The sequence below is a fragment of the Endozoicomonas sp. genome (assembly GCF_051008435.1).
In the GTDB taxonomy this organism is placed as follows: domain Bacteria; phylum Pseudomonadota; class Gammaproteobacteria; order Pseudomonadales; family Endozoicomonadaceae; genus Endozoicomonas_A.
The window spans coordinates 1-16,431 of record NZ_JBPCXO010000391.1 but is presented as its reverse complement, the minus strand read 5'-3'; the positions used below and the strand labels follow the sequence as shown (position 1 = coordinate 16,431).

16 protein-coding genes are annotated in these 16,431 nt (G+C 44.9%); 6 read left to right on the top strand and 10 right to left on the bottom strand.

What is annotated here, in order from left to right; translation table 11 throughout:
- Nucleotides 1-13: 13 nt before the first annotated feature.
- Nucleotides 14-745: a lipopolysaccharide kinase InaA family protein gene (locus tag ACR2PX_RS19835; protein ID WP_434001091.1), complete on the bottom strand. Its 732-nt coding sequence runs from the start codon at nucleotides 743-745 to the stop codon at nucleotides 14-16.
- A gap of 222 nt (nucleotides 746-967) precedes the next feature.
- Between ACR2PX_RS19835 and ACR2PX_RS19830 the strand changes: the two genes are divergently transcribed.
- The 3 genes from ACR2PX_RS19830 to ACR2PX_RS19820 are packed head-to-tail and all read left to right on the top strand — an operon-like array spanning nucleotide 968 to nucleotide 4,658.
- Nucleotides 968-2,551, top strand: coding sequence for an acyl-CoA ligase (AMP-forming), exosortase A system-associated (locus ACR2PX_RS19830; RefSeq protein ID WP_434001090.1), 1,584 nt, complete (start codon nucleotides 968-970; stop codon nucleotides 2,549-2,551).
- Nucleotides 2,548-3,774, top strand: coding sequence for a pyridoxal-dependent decarboxylase, exosortase A system-associated (locus ACR2PX_RS19825; RefSeq protein WP_434001089.1), 1,227 nt, complete (start codon nucleotides 2,548-2,550; stop codon nucleotides 3,772-3,774). The genes ACR2PX_RS19830 and ACR2PX_RS19825 overlap by 4 nt, the downstream gene beginning before the upstream one ends.
- Nucleotides 3,774-4,658 carry a hypothetical protein gene (locus tag ACR2PX_RS19820; RefSeq protein WP_434001088.1) on the top strand — a complete coding sequence of 295 codons (885 nt, stop codon included), beginning with the start codon at nucleotides 3,774-3,776 and terminating at the stop codon, nucleotides 4,656-4,658. The genes ACR2PX_RS19825 and ACR2PX_RS19820 overlap by 1 nt, the downstream gene beginning before the upstream one ends.
- Nucleotides 4,659-4,712: 54 nt before the next feature.
- Here ACR2PX_RS19820 and ACR2PX_RS19815 read toward each other — a convergent pair whose 3' ends face one another.
- The 4 genes from ACR2PX_RS19815 to ACR2PX_RS19800 all read right to left on the bottom strand — a co-directional run bounded on the left by ACR2PX_RS19815 (nucleotide 4,713) and on the right by ACR2PX_RS19800 (nucleotide 8,281).
- Complete coding sequence (locus ACR2PX_RS19815; RefSeq protein ID WP_434001087.1) at nucleotides 4,713-4,952, bottom strand: acyl carrier protein; 240 nt, start codon at nucleotides 4,950-4,952, stop codon at nucleotides 4,713-4,715.
- Nucleotides 4,953-5,102: 150 nt separating this feature from the next.
- On the bottom strand, nucleotides 5,103-5,969 hold the full coding sequence (gene rfbA / locus ACR2PX_RS19810) for a glucose-1-phosphate thymidylyltransferase RfbA (RefSeq protein WP_434001086.1): 867 nt from the start codon (nucleotides 5,967-5,969) through the stop codon (nucleotides 5,103-5,105).
- The gene (rfbB, locus tag ACR2PX_RS19805) at nucleotides 5,970-7,037 is read right to left on the bottom strand and encodes a dTDP-glucose 4,6-dehydratase (protein WP_434001085.1); all 1,068 of its coding nucleotides are present in this window, start codon (nucleotides 7,035-7,037) and stop codon (nucleotides 5,970-5,972) included.
- Entirely contained in the window at nucleotides 7,034-8,281 is a 1,248-nt protein-coding gene (locus ACR2PX_RS19800) for an O-antigen ligase family protein (protein ID WP_434001084.1), read from the bottom strand. Before ACR2PX_RS19800 ends, rfbB begins: the two co-directional genes overlap by 4 nt.
- A gap of 227 nt (nucleotides 8,282-8,508) precedes the next feature.
- On the opposite strand from ACR2PX_RS19800, the gene ACR2PX_RS19795 reads away from it, so the two are divergent.
- The 3 genes from ACR2PX_RS19795 (at nucleotide 8,509) to ACR2PX_RS19785 (ending at nucleotide 12,010) form a co-directional block, all read left to right on the top strand.
- Nucleotides 8,509-9,357 carry a glycosyltransferase family 2 protein gene (locus tag ACR2PX_RS19795; protein ID WP_434001083.1) on the top strand — a complete coding sequence of 283 codons (849 nt, stop codon included), beginning with the start codon at nucleotides 8,509-8,511 and terminating at the stop codon, nucleotides 9,355-9,357.
- A 97-nt stretch (nucleotides 9,358-9,454) separates the two neighbouring features.
- Nucleotides 9,455-10,582: a glycosyltransferase gene (locus ACR2PX_RS19790; RefSeq protein ID WP_434001082.1), complete on the top strand. Its 1,128-nt coding sequence runs from the start codon at nucleotides 9,455-9,457 to the stop codon at nucleotides 10,580-10,582.
- Between the two features lie 45 nt (nucleotides 10,583-10,627).
- A complete protein-coding gene (locus ACR2PX_RS19785) occupies nucleotides 10,628-12,010 on the top strand; it encodes a PIG-L family deacetylase (RefSeq protein WP_434001081.1) in 1,383 nt (460 codons plus the stop codon).
- Nucleotides 12,011-12,019: 9 nt separating this feature from the next.
- Here the strand turns inward: ACR2PX_RS19785 and ACR2PX_RS19780 are convergent, their stop codons facing one another.
- Genes ACR2PX_RS19780 through ACR2PX_RS19760 form a run of 5 tightly spaced genes read right to left on the bottom strand, consistent with a single transcriptional unit; the run spans nucleotide 12,020 to nucleotide 16,231 of the window.
- Nucleotides 12,020-12,934 carry a glycosyltransferase family 2 protein gene (locus ACR2PX_RS19780; RefSeq protein WP_434001080.1) on the bottom strand — a complete coding sequence of 305 codons (915 nt, stop codon included), beginning with the start codon at nucleotides 12,932-12,934 and terminating at the stop codon, nucleotides 12,020-12,022.
- Nucleotides 12,931-13,878, bottom strand: a complete 948-nt coding sequence (locus tag ACR2PX_RS19775) for a lipopolysaccharide kinase InaA family protein (protein ID WP_434001079.1) — start codon at nucleotides 13,876-13,878, stop codon at nucleotides 12,931-12,933. The genes ACR2PX_RS19780 and ACR2PX_RS19775 overlap by 4 nt, the downstream gene beginning before the upstream one ends.
- 1 nt (nucleotide 13,879) lies before the next feature.
- Nucleotides 13,880-14,644, bottom strand: a complete 765-nt coding sequence (locus ACR2PX_RS19770) for a lipopolysaccharide kinase InaA family protein (protein WP_434001078.1) — start codon at nucleotides 14,642-14,644, stop codon at nucleotides 13,880-13,882.
- Between the two features lie 30 nt (nucleotides 14,645-14,674).
- Entirely contained in the window at nucleotides 14,675-15,484 is an 810-nt protein-coding gene (gene rfaP / locus ACR2PX_RS19765) for a lipopolysaccharide core heptose(I) kinase RfaP (protein ID WP_434001077.1), read from the bottom strand.
- A 30-nt stretch (nucleotides 15,485-15,514) separates the two neighbouring features.
- The gene (locus ACR2PX_RS19760; protein ID WP_434001076.1) at nucleotides 15,515-16,231 is read right to left on the bottom strand and encodes a glycosyltransferase family 32 protein; all 717 of its coding nucleotides are present in this window, start codon (nucleotides 16,229-16,231) and stop codon (nucleotides 15,515-15,517) included.
- Between the last annotated feature and the right edge of the window lie 200 nt (nucleotides 16,232-16,431).

The window sequence follows — 16,431 nt, the reverse complement described above, 5'->3', positions numbered from 1 at the left end:
GGGTGGAGCATGATTAAACGTTCTTGCTACCACCCCAGAGATTCTGTTTTTTGACAAGATTGATGATTTCGAAGGCAAGTTCTTTCTGTTCTTTTTTATCAAATCTTTGGTAAACGCAATTATAGTGTTTGAAAAACAGTAGCCGATCTTTAGCAGTGAAGTCCTTGAACGATATTCTCTTTATCAGCTGAACCAGGTTCTTTTTGACCAGCGATATAGGGACTATAGAGTGATGGCTGTTTCGTTCAATATCAATCATGACAAAGCGAGGTGGTTGAGAAGGTTCCATCAGAATGTTCCCTGCACGCAGATCTCCATGGACTATGCCTGCTTTGTGCATTTGCCCAATATATTGACCAAAAGCCTTTATCCACTCTTGTCTGTTTTCTTCATCATTCTCTGGCTTTCGCACCAGAAAGTTTGAAACTGCGCCACTAGGTCCTGCAGCAGTAATTAAATAGTGATGCTTATTTTTGAGTATTCCAGTCGCTAATATGGCTGGAACTTCAAAGCCAGCTTCCATACCGATTTTGGCCTGTCTGGCCCAAACTTCACACCGTGTTCCTCTGAATTTTGACTTAATCACTTCTAAGCGACTTTTAGGAATAAACTCTTTGAAATAGCATGTTGGACTACCGTTATAGCGAGCCATTTTTGCCTGCTTGGAGCAACTGATCCATTCCCAGTTTTCGGGGAGGATATTCTTTTCAAGTTGGGAAACGTCGTGCTCAAAGTTATGTTGCATAGAACGGCTTTTTTAATGTCGGGGTTCAATCAGTCTGATAGAAAGAATGGGCTAAATATCATCTGTTCCAACCATCAATTCGAAGAGTGATTTATCCAGTCTTCACTTTAAAATGCAAGAGCTTTTTATTGCAATTTGGTTGTACTTACGTCCCGCACAGCAACATCGTAAAGAGATGTTTGTTACAATGGCGGGTCAGTGTCAGTATTTACGGATTTCAGCATGAGTCAGCTGTTACATCAATTGCTGTTTGATCAGGCTGAGAGAGCCCCTTTTTCCCAAGCTCTGGGGGGGAAGTCTCAGTGGTATGATTATGCTTCGGTCGCCCAGCATGTGAAAAATGTGGCGGCAGGCTTCCAGAATGTTGGCTTATCCAGGCATGAGAGAGTAGCGGTTTATTTGCCAAAAACGGCTGAAGCTGTTTTTAGTTACTTTGGTGCAACGGCTGCAGGTGGAGTCATGGTTCCGGTCAATCCGGTACTCAAAGCGCCACAAGTGCTGCACATCCTTAAGGACTGCAACGCCAGAATTCTGATAACCAATAAGGCTCGCTACAAGCAACTTGAGAGCAGTCTGAAAGATTGTCATGACTTGTGTCACGTTGTCTTGGTTGACGGGCATCAGGAAGAAAGTTCTCATTCTGTGCTGGCCTGGACAGATTTTCTTAAGGACGAGAAAGAGTGGGTATCGTATCCGTCCATTGATATGGATATGGCAGCCATTCTTTACACTTCGGGCAGCACAGGCAGGCCCAAAGGGGTAGTGCTTTCTCATCGTAATATAGTGACCGGTGCCTACAGTGTTGCAGAATATCTTCAAAACACTGTATCTGACCGAATTCTCTGTGTGTTGCCATTTAGTTTTGATTATGGTTTCAGCCAATTGACTTCGGCATTTGTATCCGGTGCCAGCTGTTACTTACTGGAGTATTTGTTACCTGCCGATATTCTCAAGCAAATAGTTCAACAGAAAATTACTGGTTTGGCACTGGTGCCACCTTTGTGGATCCAGCTTGCTGAAATGAATTGGCCTGAGGAAGCGGGTCAGTATCTGAGATATTTCACAAATTCTGGCGGAGCCATGCCCACATCAACACTGACGGCCCTTCGAAGCAGAATGCCGAACGCATCCCCTTATTTGATGTATGGCCTGACGGAAGCCTTCCGGTCCAGCTATCTTCCACCTGAGGAGATAGAACGTCGCCCCACTTCAATGGGTAAAGCGATCCCCAATGCTGAGTTGATTGTGATCAATGAAAGTGGTTTGCCATGTCAGCCTCATGAATCCGGAGAGTTGGTTCACAGGGGAAGTCTGGTCGCTTTGGGTTATTGGAATGATATTGATCGAACGGCGGAACGTTTTAAACAGGCTCCGTTAAGCGTTGAGGGTATTCCGGTGCCAGAACTGGCAGTGTGGTCTGGAGACATTGTGACTCAAGATGAAGAGGGTTACCTCTATTTTGTGGGTCGAAAAGACGACATGATAAAAACTTCTGGCTATCGGGTGAGCCCTTCTGAGCTTGAAGAACTGCTTTATAGCTCTGGAATGGTATCAGAAGTGGCCGCTATCGGGGTGTCCCATTGGCGACTGGGGCAAGCCATCGTAGTAGTGCTCGTGCCTGTAGCTGAGCAGCAGATTGTAGAGCAGCAGATCACTAAATACTGTCAAAAACATATGCCCTCCTACATGATGCCTTCCAAAGTGATTATCAAGAGCTCCCTGGTCAGGAATCCGAATGGTAAAATTGATCGAAAACGGTTAGCTACAGAGTATGCAAATCTGTTTGTATCGGGAGAAAATCAATGAGCAAGCAGCATGATCGTCTGCAGACTATTACTGTAAAAGATAATGCTCTTCAGATAGCTGGCCGTTCTGCTGAACAGGTGGTTGAGATAGCTGGAGGTACGCCTAGTTATATATACGACAGGAGTTTTCTTACTGAACGTGTACAGGCTCTCCGTGAACTCATGCCCTCTGAGTTGAAACTGCACTATGCCATCAAAGCAAACCCTATGCCTGCTGTGGTTCATCATATGGCAGGCTTGCTGGACGGTTTGGATGTGGCTTCTCAAAATGAAATGATGATCGCTATTGGCGCTGGTATTGATCCGGAAGTGATCAGTTTTGCCGGGCCAGCAAAAAGAGCAGAAGAGCTCAGGGCTGCTGTGGCTGCCAATATAGTGATAAACGTTGAATCCTGTCTGGAGCTGGAAAGGTTATATCAGCTGTCTTCAAATATGGGTATTAAGCCTCGGGTGGCTTTTCGGGTGAATCCTGACTTTGAACTCAAATCATCCGGAATGAAGATGGCTGGGGGACCAAAGCAGTTTGGTATCGATGCAGAGCAGATGCCGGAGTTATTGTCTGCTTTGGATACGGGAAAAATAGATTTCTATGGTTTTCATATTTTTTCAGGATCACAGAATCTTAATCCGAAAGCTCTGGTTGATGCCCACAATAAAACCTTTGAGTTAGCTGAGCGGCTTTCAGGGTTAGTTCGTGGGCCTGTTCGGCACGTCAATATAGGTGGCGGATTAGGTATTCCTTATTTTCCAGGCGAGCAAAAGCTGGATGTTCGACCTGTGGCGGAAAATCTGCAACAACTGATGAGTCATCGTGCCGGCAGCTTTAAGCATTCTGACATAGTCATGGAGTTGGGACGCTATCTGGTCGGTGAAGCGGGCTATTACTTGTGTCGAGTTACCGATAAAAAGCAGTCCCGGGGACAAACTTTTCTAATGACGGACGGTGGTCTTCATCATCATTTGTCGAATTCCGGTAATTTTGGTCAGGTGATTCGGAAAAACTATCCTGTATTGATTGCCAATCGAATTGATGGAGTAGAGAAGGAAGTCGTCGAGATTGTGGGACCATTGTGCACGCCTCTCGACATTGTTGGGGCAAAGCTGGAATTACCCGTCGCTGAGGTAGGCGATCTGGTGGTGGTATTCCAGTCAGGGGCTTATGGCGCAACGGCCAGTCCACAGGGCTTTCTCAGCCATCCACATGTCAGGGAGTTGCTTGTGTAATGGCTGCTGACTTGCCTAAAGCTAAAGTGCGTGCTGCTGTTGCTGAAGACTTTGCGCAAGTCTATCCCCTGCTAAGGCAGCTTAACGACACTCGTTTTACTGAAGCCGTCTGGAAAAGACTTTTCACTAATCTATGGAACCAAAAAAACTGGTCACCAGGCTATGTGCTTGACACGGGTGAGCAAATTGTAGGTTTTCTTGGAGGACTCTATTTAGTTGGAGGACTCTATTTAGTTGGAGGACTCCATTCAGAAGGTATTGATGGGCAGCATCATTCGGTTTGTAATCTTAACAGCTGGATTGTGGATGAAGCCTATCGCAGCTCTTCAATGATGTTGTTGATGCCATTTCTCCGACAAAAGTCTTTGGTGTTAACCAGTCTGACCTCTTCTCCCGAAGCTTATGCTGTCTATAAAAAGTTAGGCTTTAAAGATCTTGATACAGCGGCAAGAGTTATTTATCCGGTACCTTCATTCATGGGCACTGTAGAACTGATCACTGAGCCTGGTTCGGTTAGAGCGTTTTTAACTGAACAGGAACGACAGTGTTTTGATGCTCATGATGATCTGGATGTATGGCAGTGTGTGATCAGAAAGAAAGCCAGAGTTTGTTATTTGCTAGGCACGCGCCGCCTGGGGCGAGCTCATATCCACTGCATAGGAAGCACGGAACTGTTTAGAGAAACCATCGGGCAGATTCGCTGGAAGCTTTGTATGACTTTGGGCGTGAAAGGGCTGCAAGTCGATGAGCGATTTCTCGGCGGTAGAAAGCTGATGTTGTCTCGGTTGAAACATTTCTCCCAGCCCAAACAGTACCGGGGTAATCTTCCAGCCGATAGAGTGAATGCCAGCTATTCTGAGCTGGTCGTACTGGCAACACCCTGATCCGCTTGATTGAAAAGTCATCAAGAGAAATGACTTTTACTTTACATCTATTATTCAGGGAGCCTGATTAATGTAATTCAGTAAGCTGCCAACTGTTTCAAAGATAGTGGCATCAATGTCATCATCTGCCACGTTGATACCGAAGGATTCTTCCATAGCTGTAATTACACCGACCACGGCCATAGAGTCAAATTCAGGTAGGGCTCCCAAGAGCTGGGTTTCTTTGTCAAACGCTTGGGTATCAATTTCCAGCACTTCCGCCAGTATCGTTTTGAGTTCGTCAATCTTTGCCATTTATGTTTCCTGGTACTGTCGATCTGGTGCCCGGCCTGCGAACAGTCTGTACAAATGAATAGTTGCGCAACTCTATAGAGTTTCAAGACTGTCATCAAGCTATCGGTATTGAGGCATCCATGATTACTCATAGGGCTGGTTGAGCGCTCATCACTCCAGTAAAGAAAGTAAGTATCGACCATAGCCGCTTTTCAGAAGACTTGTGGCTAATTTCTGGAACTCTGTGTCATTGATCCAACCATTCCGCCAAGCAATTTCTTCCAGTGCTGCAATCTTTAAGCCTTGTCGTTTTTCAATAGTCTGCACAAAATGACTAGCTTCCAGGAGTGCGTCATGGGTACCCGTATCAAGCCAGGCCATCCCTCTTCCCATCACTTCTACTTTGAGTCTTTGCTGCTCCAGATAAATTTGGTTGACAGAGGTTATCTCCAGTTCGCCTCGCTCGGAAGGACGAACTTCCCTGGCAATATCAATGACCTGGTTATCATAAAAATACAGACCTGTTACCGCATGACGAGACTTTGGCTCAGAGGGTTTTTCTTCAATTGAAATAGCCGTCCCTTCATTGTCAAACTCAACCACTCCATAACGATCGGGGTCTTGAACCGGATAGGCAAAGACTGTAGCGCAATCATTGCTGCACTGGACAGCTTGAGACATCATTGAGGCGAGTTGGTCGCCAAAAAACAGGTTGTCTCCCAGAACGAGTGCACAAGGATCGTTACCTAAAAATTCAGAGCCGATAATGAAGGCCTGTGCCAAGCCATCGGGGGAAGGCTGAACCGCGTATTGGATTGAGCAACCCCACTGACGGCCATCACCCAAAAGACGTTGAAATTGAATCTGGTCGTCAGGCGTTGTAATGACAAGAATGTCTCTGATACCTGCCAGCATGAGTGTGCTGAGCGGGTAATAAATCATAGGTTTGTCGTAAACAGGGGTTAGCTGTTTGGATACAGCCTGAGTCACTGGATAAAGGCGAGTGCCAGACCCGCCTGCAAGAATGATCCCTTTCATTTATTGTTTGCCCTCTATACCTAAACGTTGTCGCTGGTAGTTGCCAGATTGTACAGACTGGCACCAGGGTTGGTTCTCCAGGTACCAGATAACCGTTTTACGAATACCTGATTCAAAAGTTTCTTCCGGGGTCCACCCAAGCTCTCTGGCTATCTTACTGGCATCAATAGCGTAGCGAACATCATGTCCTGGGCGATCTTCTACAAATGTAATCAATTCTGAATAACTATTTATCCCGGCTGTTTTTTCGGGGCAAAGCTCATCAAGTAAAGAACAGATAGCTTCTACGACCTGAATATTCTGACGCTCATTATGCCCGCCTATGTTGTAGGTTTCTCCAATGCTGCCTTCCTCGAGAACCTTAAGTAGTGCACGAGCATGATCGTCAACATGGAGCCAGTCTCTTACCTGTAGTCCCTCACCATAGATAGGCAGTGGCTTTCCTTCCAGAGCATTGAGGATCACTAATGGAATAAGCTTCTCTGGAAATTGGTAGTGTCCGTAATTATTCGAACAGTTAGTGATCAGCACAGGGAGCCCATAGGTTCTCTGCCAGGCTCGAGCTAAATGGTCGGAGGAGGCTTTGGAGGCTGAATAGGGAGAGCTCGGCTCATAGGGGGTTTGTTCTGTAAAGAGGCCTGTTTCTCCTAAGTCCCCATATACCTCATCAGTAGAGATATGATGAAACCTGAAACCCTGTCTGGCTTCTTTGGATAATCCAAGCCAGTATTTTCTGGCGGCCTCCAGCAAGGTGAATGTCCCGACAATATTCGTTTGAATAAAGTCTGCAGGTCCATCAATGGAACGATCTACGTGAGACTCTGCGGCAAGATGCATGATGGCGTCAGGCTGATAGTAAGCCAGCAATTCTTCAATGGCTTGATTCTGGCAGATATCAACCTGATGGAAACTATGGCGAGGGTGATCCGCAGTTTCAGCTAATGAGTCAAGGTTTCCTGCGTAGGTAAGCTTATCGACGTTGATCACATGATGTTCAGTATGGCGGATGATGTGTCTCACCAGTGCAGCACCAATAAACCCGGCACCTCCGGTAATCATAATTTTCATTTGTTGGATGCCTTTTCTTCAGAAAATTCTGATTTGATCTTATCAGAGACAGTGAATTTGGCCGTATGGGCTGTCTGGTATTGGGGGTAATGGGTCGATTTGTATTTTGCTCCGATCACTAAGCCAACAGGTAACCAGAAAATCAACCAGGCTTCATCCGGAATGATGATGAGACGGGATATTTCCGTCAGCATACAGGCCATTCCGTAAATGAGAAGAAAGAAGCTGATTTTTACCAGCTTATTCTGCCAGTGTTTCTTCATCAGATGCAGAGTTGAGCCAATGATTCCAGCAAACAAGGCAAAGCCCAAAAGGCCGTAATTTAGTATGGATTGGAGGTAGTAGTTGTGTGCATAGGTAAAGTATGTTCCTTGCCAGGGATTGGACATCTTATAGCCCGGACCATGTCCTATCCATGGGCTCTCAGAGATATGCCCCAAGGTTGAGAGCCAGATTGGAACTCGACCGTTAAGAGTAGAGTCTTTGTTAATTTCAAAAAAGGCTTCCTGGAGCAGATACGGGCCTATGATGGCAGTAATGAGGCCTAAAACCAGGAACAGCTTGGTTCGTTTGTTTCTAATGACAAGACATGCTGCGAGAAAGGCAACAGCCGTTGCCAGCTGAGGGCCTCTGGAACCGGTCATAAGAACATAAAGAAGTAGAGTGCATACGCCAGCTATGGAAAGGGTTAGTTGCCATGGCTTGAGCAGGGTTGTGCAGGTCCAACTAAAGAGCAGTGCTGCAATAGCGCCAAAATAAATACCAGCGGGAATGGGGTTGCCCATATCGCCAAACCGGGCAATACCCATGCTGGATATTCTGTAGGATCGGTAACTTAGACTATGGTCCTGCACGACATATTGATTAATCAGAGCAACGGCCGCTCCCACCACAGCGATAACGGCTGAGGCAATCAATGTTTTTTCAAGTAAGTATCCCTTTTGAGATAACCTGCTAATGGCATAAAGATACATGGAGATGTAAAGACATTTTTTCATTACATCTATCCAGGATTTTTCAGATACACCCCACCACCAGGAAGCCATGGCCAGAAGAAGGAAGCCTGTAATACACAGTTCTTGCAAATCCGGTCGCCAGTCTCTCAAACTCTTAAGATTGAGCAGGAAACAAATCAGTGCAGGAAACAGTAACCAGGTGTAGGTTTGGCTGACATCAGCCCCTCGACCAAGCCAATGAATGCTTGAAATCTGGATGAACAGTCCCAGTGGGATTATGAACCGCACCAGAAAGTTGTCTATATGTGAAATAATCATCAAAGAGTGTTAAAAATGAACCAAACCAGAGAGTATAGTATTAAGAGACAGATGAAAGATTTAAGTCTGCAACAGAATCAAGAGAGTGAGCAGGCCTATTCGGGAATTCTATTGGTGCATACGTACACGGCCTTTCTGTTAGAGAGAGGGTGATATGATACAATGATGGTGCTTCAAAGTTCGAGTAAATCAGAAAAATGCCTTCAGTATCTGTCATCATAGCTTCCTATAATCATGCTCTGTACATAGTTCAGTCGATTGAGAGTGTGATCCGGCAGACCTTTCAGAGCTTTGAGTTGATCGTGATTGACGATGGCTCTCGGGACGACAGCGTAGAAATCATTCGAGCATTACAGAAACGCTATGAATTTCAGTTTGTTGTGCAGAGTAATATGGGCTTGGCCAGAACTTTGAACAAGGCAATAGCTTTGGCCTCTGGAGAGTACATCGTACCCTTCGGATCTGACGATGTCATGATGCTGGACCGGCTCGAGAAGCAAGTGACCTATATGCAGAAGAACCCTCGACTAGGTATCAGCGGGGGTAATATTCTGTGTATTGATGATCAAGGGCAATTGCATAGACAGCAAAGAATCTACCCGTCAAGGGTCCTAGGCTTCGATGATATTTACCTTAATCGTGAAAAAGGTGCCCCTGCGCCTACTCTGATGTTCCGCAAAGAAGTACTGCTCGAGGCTGGAGGGTTCAATCCGGATATTCGCCTTGAGGACCTTTATATTGAGTTTAAGATTGCCTCAATGGGGTATCAAATAGGTATGCTGAACGATGTGCTGGCTTACTACCGAATACATGAAACCAATACTTACAAGAATCTTGAGCTAATGTTGAATGCAGTACTGACAACCTATGGTTCTTTTCCAGATCATCCTCAATATGAGTATATGAGGCTGAAAACACTGCATAGCTATTTGCTGATGGCAGTAAAATCAGATAAGAAACTGGCCAGAAAGATTCTTTCAATGATTCCCCTAGGAGCCTATAGAGTCAAAACGCTCAGAGGAATCTTTAGACTTCTGTTTGGGTGATGTTTAAAAGAACTTTGCTGGATTCAGGGTTAATATTTCCGAATCTGGCAGGAGTCTTGATTATTCAATTCGATCTAGTGCCCGGAGGCCTCCAGTAGTGAGTAACAGGAAGCAGATTTTACAGCTTCAAAACAGCTATAACGTCATGTCTTCTGACCTGGCGGAACAAATCATCAAGGCACTACCAGCTGAACAGTATGAAATCACCACAGCCTTCTTGAAGGGGAAGCCTGGTGAAGGTCAGCCTGTCAGCGCGGCTGGGCGTTCTGTCTATTTTGATTTTAACAGTAAGCAGCTAAAAGGTTTTCGTCGCTGGTTTGCGATACGAAAATTATTACGCTTTTGTCGTGAAAACCATTTCGACGGTATTATTTGTCATAGGTTCAAGCCTACTCACATCATGCTAAATCTCGCTGATAAGCTGGATACAAAAGCATTTATCAGTATTGCCCATGGATTTGGTGATTACGATCGCTCATATCGGCAAAAACTGGTCAATAGACTGATTGATGAGCGCTGGTGTTTTGTAGGGGTGTCCAAGCCAGTTCAGAATTATCTAATCAAGACCACATCAAGCATGAGTGAGCAGAATACGGTAGCGATTAATAATGCTATTGATATTGATCAGGCCGTTGCCATTCAGCTGAGTAGAGCACAGGCAAGATCTGAATTAGGCTTGCCTGAAGACCGCTTTATTTTTGGCACGATAGGGCGATTGGTGGAAATCAAAGGTCATGCTGTCATGGTTAATGCTCTGGCCGAGATAATTCAGAAATACCCTCAAGCCGCTGTGGCTATTATTGGCTGGGGGGAGGAAGAACTTAATCTTCGACGGCTGATAGAGCAACTTGGCTTACAAGATAGCGTTTTCCTATTGGGAAAAAAGGAGGAGGCTATCAAATATGTCAAGGCATTTGATGTCTTTACCTTGCCATCATTTACTGAGGGATTACCCCTTGCTTTGCTGGAAGGAATGTCAGGGGCATTACCTGTTATTGGCACTGATATTGACACGATAAAACCCTATATTCAGGGTTTGGGGCAGGTATGCAAAGTAGGTGATTCAAGGAGTCTGGCTCAATCCATGGAGTATTTTCTATCAATGTCGCCTGTCGCAATGGAAGATGAGGGTCGTGAGTTATATAAGGCGCTTTGTGAAAGGCATAATATTGATGATTTCAGGGAAGCTTATCGTGATCTGCTTGAAAAAATGCTTATTGAGTAGGACTAAACCATAAACAACTCACTTAAATGCTGGATTAAGTAAATTATGAAACCTTTATTCAGAGCTCTAAAGCTGTTGAGCATTCTTGCAGTGGTTGCTGCATTATGTGCTGGAATGTATCTGTATCCTGGCTGGCTCTGGATAGTGTTCTTTGTAATGGCGTATGTTCTGCATGGTTTATTGTTTGCAGATCATATCTATTATCGCAGGCGTTGTGATTATAAGTGGGAAGTGGGTGATAGGGATTGTCAAAAAGCTACCTTTGATGGATCTGTGCTGTTGTTACCAGAATCATTGAGGTCAGGTGATTACAGTGTATTTCTCAGAGTTAAAATCAAAGCACGATTTTCCGGGAGGCTGTTTGATCCGGCTCTAAGGATTTTGTCTGATGGCCAGCGACATGTTCAATATTTTGAACGTGGCTGTCGAGGTTATCGATATATCAATCTCACTCCGTCTATCGAAGGCCTTAGTGACACAGCGGTATTGAGCCTTAGGGGAAGGCATTGTCACTTTGTTAAAGAAGGGGCTGAGCTGCTTTCCTTTAAAAAACCTGATTTAGCCAGTAAAAAAGTCTTGTATATCTCCCCCCATGCAGATGATGCTGAAATAGCGGCTTTTGGTCTATACAGGAGCACGAACAGTCTGGTTGTCACCATCACTGCAGGAGAGGCCGAGCCTGAAACATTCAGTTGTTACATAAGTGATAAAAACAAGGCGGCGATTCTTAAAGGCAGGGTAAGAGCCTGGGACAGTATCACTATACCTCAGTGGGCAGGACTAAAGAGTGATCAGGTGATCCAGTTAGGTTACTTTTGCAAGCATTTGAAAAAAATGCATGACAGTCCTGATACCCCGATAAAATCTGAATATGCGGGTATATCTGATACCAGAGCTTTCCGGGAGTTTAACAGTCTCAAGTTGGCTTCTGACCATCATGGAACGGCTAGTTGGAGTCAGCTGGTTTCTGACCTGGTTGAGCTGATCAATCTTTTTCAGCCCGATTATGTCGTGACACCTCACGTCAGTGTCGATGCACATCAGGATCATCAATACAGTACGACGGCTGTTCGCGAAGCCATCAACAAAAGTGAGCACAAGGATGCTTTCATCATGTTTTATGCCAATCATCTGGCTAATACTGATATGCACCCTTATGGGCCTTCAGGATCGTTAGTATCCTTACCCCCTGTTACCAGTGATGAGGTAAAACTATCGGGTGCTTTCTCATTCACTCTTCATGATGCTGAACAAAAAGATAAAATCATGGCTCTTGAAATGAATCATGATCTCAGAAGGCCCATTCGTTGGAAAAAATGGTTAAGGAAGCGCCTTCAGAAAGTACTCATTAAACGATATCAACCGGATTATGGTGAAGATGAATTTTTCCGAAAAGCGGTAAGAACGAATGAGGTGTTCTTTTATTAAACAGGTTTGCTATTTTTTCCAGCTAAAAAGTAGTGCTCTCAAAGCTTTTCTAAGGTAGCCAAATTCAAATACAGCTGATGGGGATTGTTTGAGAGCTTTCCAATAATACTCCAGGGAGTGTCGGTACTCACCAGCAACATAGAGAGATCTAAAAATAGACAGTAATCGCTTGATCTCGTATGGCTCTCTGAGAGTCATAAATTCTGTAGGCAGTCTTTTTGAGCAAAAAACTTCATTCACCAGATCCAGTCCCACTGACAGATCAAGCATTACGTCATTACGCATACTGTCATCGTGTTTATGAATTTTAGCGACAGGCTTATTTAGAGTGATGCATTTGTAGTTAGCCAGCGCATAAGCAAACATTGGAATGTCTTCAACACAGCGAAAGTGTACAGGATACTGGTACTGGTCAAAGATCTCTCTATGCATGGCAGTTGCACCATTGGCGATCGGTAGCTCATCCTTCAAGAGGTACATTTTGAAAAGAGCCATATTATCTTCAGGAACTTCTGATCGGGGCCTGAAACGTTCTTTGCCATCCGGCTCCACAGCAATATGGGCTCCAATCACCATCCGTGCTTCAGGATCGGTATGAATGGATTGACTCAGATGCTCCAGAGCGTTTTCTGCCAGCTGATCATCGGCATCCAGAAATATCAGATATTGTCCGGATGTTTCAGAAATACCTCTGTTTCTGGTGGCTGCCAGGCCTCTGTTTGATTGGGAGATAGACTGAAACGAATTGGGATATTGATCCATCAGTTCACGGATTACCGGCTCTGTGTCATCACTCGATCCATCATTAATAATCAGCAGTTCATAGTTCTTAAAGCCTTGATCTAGCACCGATAATACAGAGCGTTTCAATGTGTGGGCGTAGTTATAGCAAGGAATGACAATGCTGAATAAAACGTGGGTCATAATGATGAGGGATCTACAATATCTTTACTGAGACGGTGGATAACAGGAGTAAAAAAAGTACTGGCTTGAGGCTCATTCTTCCAATTGCGGGAGAATCGAGCCAGGTCCTTTGGATATTGCCTGAAATAAGCTGTTGGGGACTCATAGCTGCTTAAAGAATCCAGGTCTATCAACAGAGGTTGGTGATTGCGAATAATGAAGTTTTGTCCCTTCAGATCACCATGAATAATCAGGGATCGCTTCAGAGTGTAGAGAATATCATCGATTTCCTGAGCAACGACACGCCACTCTGGTTGAGGTTTAGCCCCTTCTGCAAAGTACTTCATAGCATGAATACTCTCGATGTATTCATGAATCACATAGCTGGTCTGTTTAAAGGGTCCCCAGCGCTTTTCCAGCAAGGCTACTGGACGTGCTGTTGGAATTCCAATGCTTTCCAGCAGTTGAGCAGCATGCCAGGTTACCGCTGCTCTTGATGGAATAAGGCTGCGTGTCAGGCTATAGAGAAAGCCTTTTGAGTTGTATCTTTTGATGAAATACTGTTTTTGTCCTGATGAAATAATAGCAACAGTGGTAGCTGTACCTGTCTTTATAATATGACCTTGCTGAATAAAGGTGTCTGGGTCTGCGACAAGCTTGGAAAGCTCAGGGCACTCATCCCTCTGATCTGTGATAACCAATTGAGACCAGGACTTTTGATAAGTAAACCCCGTTCTTGGTTTCAGGCATTCTGCCAGCTTTATTTCTCGCTGTTTGCGAATACGCTGTACTTCATTCAATAGCTTGGGTGAAGCCTGGTGCTCCTCAAGATGGCGATCAAACCTTGGTAGTAGTCTGGCAAAACTTTCAGGTGCTTCGTGCTTTGAGAGCGCTTGGCGGATGAACTCTGATTTTTTCAATTCAGAGTTCATTGCTTGCCATTCTTGAAGGAATGGGTCAGGCATATCATTCCCTTCCTTCAAAGAAATTCAGAATTTTCCGGATGCGAGTTTTGTCATTTGACCCAAGCTGGCCACTACAATAGAGCTTATAGAACTTTAGCCGCTGGGTGCGTGAGAGGTGTTGTTTACCCATCTTATCAAGGCAGGCCAAATCCTTAACGATGCCTCGCTCGAGAAAAAAAGGAAGAACTTTTTGTCCAGCAGGACAATCAATGAAGCAGATCTCGGGATTTTTCTTCTGAGATACCAGAATATTTCGCCACTTCAGATCCGTGTGAATAAAGCTTTGATTGTGCATGGTTCTGACCGCTGGAGCGAGCTGTTCAATGACCTTGGCCATCCAGCTCCTGTCTCTAAGCCAGGGAATGTTGTCTCTGACCATTTGGCGAAGATCCAGAGTATTAGGAGCTTCTTCAGTCACCAAGGCCCCGTGAGTCATAACACCCCATTGAATCTCCTGGCCATACGCCACAACTTTGGCTGCCGGAATCCCGTATTCATGAAAAAACAGCATGCTTTCCCATTCCCCTCGGATACGGCTTCTGCCAATGTATCGACGAAGATTTTTGCCTCCCCCGGTATATCGCTTTAAATAGTAGCCCTTACCATTGATCTCGGTACGGCTCATGGTGCTGATGATATCCCGGGTGATCTCAACGCCTGTCATGGCAAAGGTGTTGTCCAATGTAGAAACAGCATTGCCAACAGGCGTATTTCTATAGGACTCCATAAGTGTCCAGCTGGACGACATCAATAAAGGTATTTGCATGTTATTTGTGCGTTAGGCCCCTGACTGTTTTTAGTCGTCGCCTTGTCCCGCTTTTCGTTCCATTCGTTGATACAGCTTTACTGCCTTTTTCTCAATTTGAGTCAGCATCGTGCTGTACTTTTTTAATGTGTCTCTAAGAGGCAATCCAGTATAGGCTTTCAGAAATCGAAAAGTATCCTGTCGGGTGATGCCATAATCCATGGCTGAAAAGTAAAGACCAGAAAGATCCTTTAGTCGCCAGCGATCTGGTATCTCATCACGGATTTGGGCACGGTGAAGATCGATTAAGTAAAATTTCAGGTGCTCTGGATCAGGGGTGTCCGTTTTGGGCATCATAAAGTGGCAGAGATAGTAATCACGGTGATTGATGCCATTGTCATGAAGCTTTTTACTGATGTCGGCCAGTTTTAAAATAATGGTTCGCTTAAGGCGGAAAGAAGGGGGACGACTTTTCCACTGCTCACAAAAATCTTCCAGAGTCACCATATCGGCCAGCTCTTCGGTCACCAGAAAGGAGCGAAGTGTGGCAGGATTTTTCCCGGTTTCTCCATAAGCGACAGGCGTCATAGTATCAATGCCGATTTTATGGAGCTTATTCAGGGCTTCCCACTCGTGTCTGGCGCCAAGAACGGGTTTGCGCAAATGCAGAAAATTTTCCAGAATTTCAAACCAGCCAACACCGCCGTGCACTTTTGCAAAATAGCCTCTGCCATTCAGCTCAAATCGAAAGGTGCGTCGAGCTTCGAGCGCTCTATAAACCTCTCCATCCATTGTTTCCAATAGTGACTGAGGGTCTTTGCCTTGCCAGGCTTCTTTAAAATCGTCTCTAAGGTAAAGCATAAAGCGTGGGATTAAGTTATCCAGAATAAGTCATGTGCGGGCTTTGATGGTATTTTCCAGCCACTCGGAAAGCTTTCTTTTTTTCTTGAAAAATTTCTCTATGGGGGTCATGGGTCCGGAGTCGGATACCCAGGAACCTGCTTCGTGATGGATGGTATAACAGTGTTCAACTTCATGAGAGTTACTCTGATCCGGATACATGAATGTCCTGCTGAGTAACTTGATATCTTCGATCTTTTGGCTCACAGCCTTGTTGAGGCCCTTTTCTTGCAGTATGCGGGTAAGTAGCTTTGGGCCTGTCAGATAGTCTCTTCGAAGGACCCTTTTGGCCATCCTGATATCATATTGATTCATGAAGGCTTTGATAAAGGGAGCCTGCTTTTGTGCAGCGATCACTGCAGTGCCAACGTAGCACCTGTGATGATATTCATCGGATTCAAAACCAAAGAGGCAGCTGATATCGTCTTGCAACTCGTGCTCAAAATTCTGTTTAACTTCAATGTCCGTATCGAAATAGATCCCGCCATGATGATATAAGGCGTAAAGACGAACGTAGTCAGCCAAAAAGGCCCATTTTTCAGCTCTCAACATACTTTCAAGATAGGGATGACCTCTTGGAATGTTCTTTTCATTCCAATGGGTTATCTCATAATGAGGAAAGACTTTTTGCCATTCCTTTATATAGGAACGCTCCAGGTCAGGAAGAGGGCTGCCAAACCAGCAATAGTGAATCTTTTTTGTGTGCATTGACCCACACAGTAGTAAAACTTGATTCGCTAAGGTTAGCCCGGAAAATTCATAAAGCCGCTTTGACAAGGCCGAAGGCCTTGGAAATACAGAGTTGTTCGATTTTTGATGTGTACGAAAATAAACGAACATCGCTCGTCGGCTTCTCGCTAGCTCTTTTTCCGCCATGACAGCATTTTCTCGTCAGATCCAGGCAATAA

Bases quoted from the DNA above. Each gene is read 5' to 3' on its own strand.
- ACR2PX_RS19775 (WP_434001079.1), bottom strand. From the start codon at position 13,878: ATGCCTGACCCATTCCTTCAAGAATGGCAAGCAATGAACTCTGAATTG.
- ACR2PX_RS19835 (WP_434001091.1), bottom strand. From the start codon at position 745: ATGCAACATAACTTTGAGCACGACGTTTCCCAACTTGAAAAGAATATC.
- ACR2PX_RS19770 (WP_434001078.1), bottom strand. From the start codon at position 14,644: ATGCAAATACCTTTATTGATGTCGTCCAGCTGGACACTTATGGAGTCC.
- ACR2PX_RS19785 (WP_434001081.1), top strand. From the start codon at position 10,628: ATGAAACCTTTATTCAGAGCTCTAAAGCTGTTGAGCATTCTTGCAGTG.
- rfaP (WP_434001077.1), bottom strand. From the start codon at position 15,484: ATGCTTTACCTTAGAGACGATTTTAAAGAAGCCTGGCAAGGCAAAGAC.
- ACR2PX_RS19760 (WP_434001076.1), bottom strand. From the start codon at position 16,231: ATGCACACAAAAAAGATTCACTATTGCTGGTTTGGCAGCCCTCTTCCT.
- ACR2PX_RS19780 (WP_434001080.1), bottom strand. From the start codon at position 12,934: ATGACCCACGTTTTATTCAGCATTGTCATTCCTTGCTATAACTACGCC.
- ACR2PX_RS19825 (WP_434001089.1), top strand. From the start codon at position 2,548: ATGAGCAAGCAGCATGATCGTCTGCAGACTATTACTGTAAAAGATAAT.
- rfbB (WP_434001085.1), bottom strand. From the start codon at position 7,037: ATGAAAATTATGATTACCGGAGGTGCCGGGTTTATTGGTGCTGCACTG.
- ACR2PX_RS19815 (WP_434001087.1), bottom strand. From the start codon at position 4,952: ATGGCAAAGATTGACGAACTCAAAACGATACTGGCGGAAGTGCTGGAA.
- ACR2PX_RS19795 (WP_434001083.1), top strand. From the start codon at position 8,509: ATGCCTTCAGTATCTGTCATCATAGCTTCCTATAATCATGCTCTGTAC.
- rfbA (WP_434001086.1), bottom strand. From the start codon at position 5,969: ATGAAAGGGATCATTCTTGCAGGCGGGTCTGGCACTCGCCTTTATCCA.
- ACR2PX_RS19830 (WP_434001090.1), top strand. From the start codon at position 968: ATGAGTCAGCTGTTACATCAATTGCTGTTTGATCAGGCTGAGAGAGCC.
- ACR2PX_RS19820 (WP_434001088.1), top strand. From the start codon at position 3,774: ATGGCTGCTGACTTGCCTAAAGCTAAAGTGCGTGCTGCTGTTGCTGAA.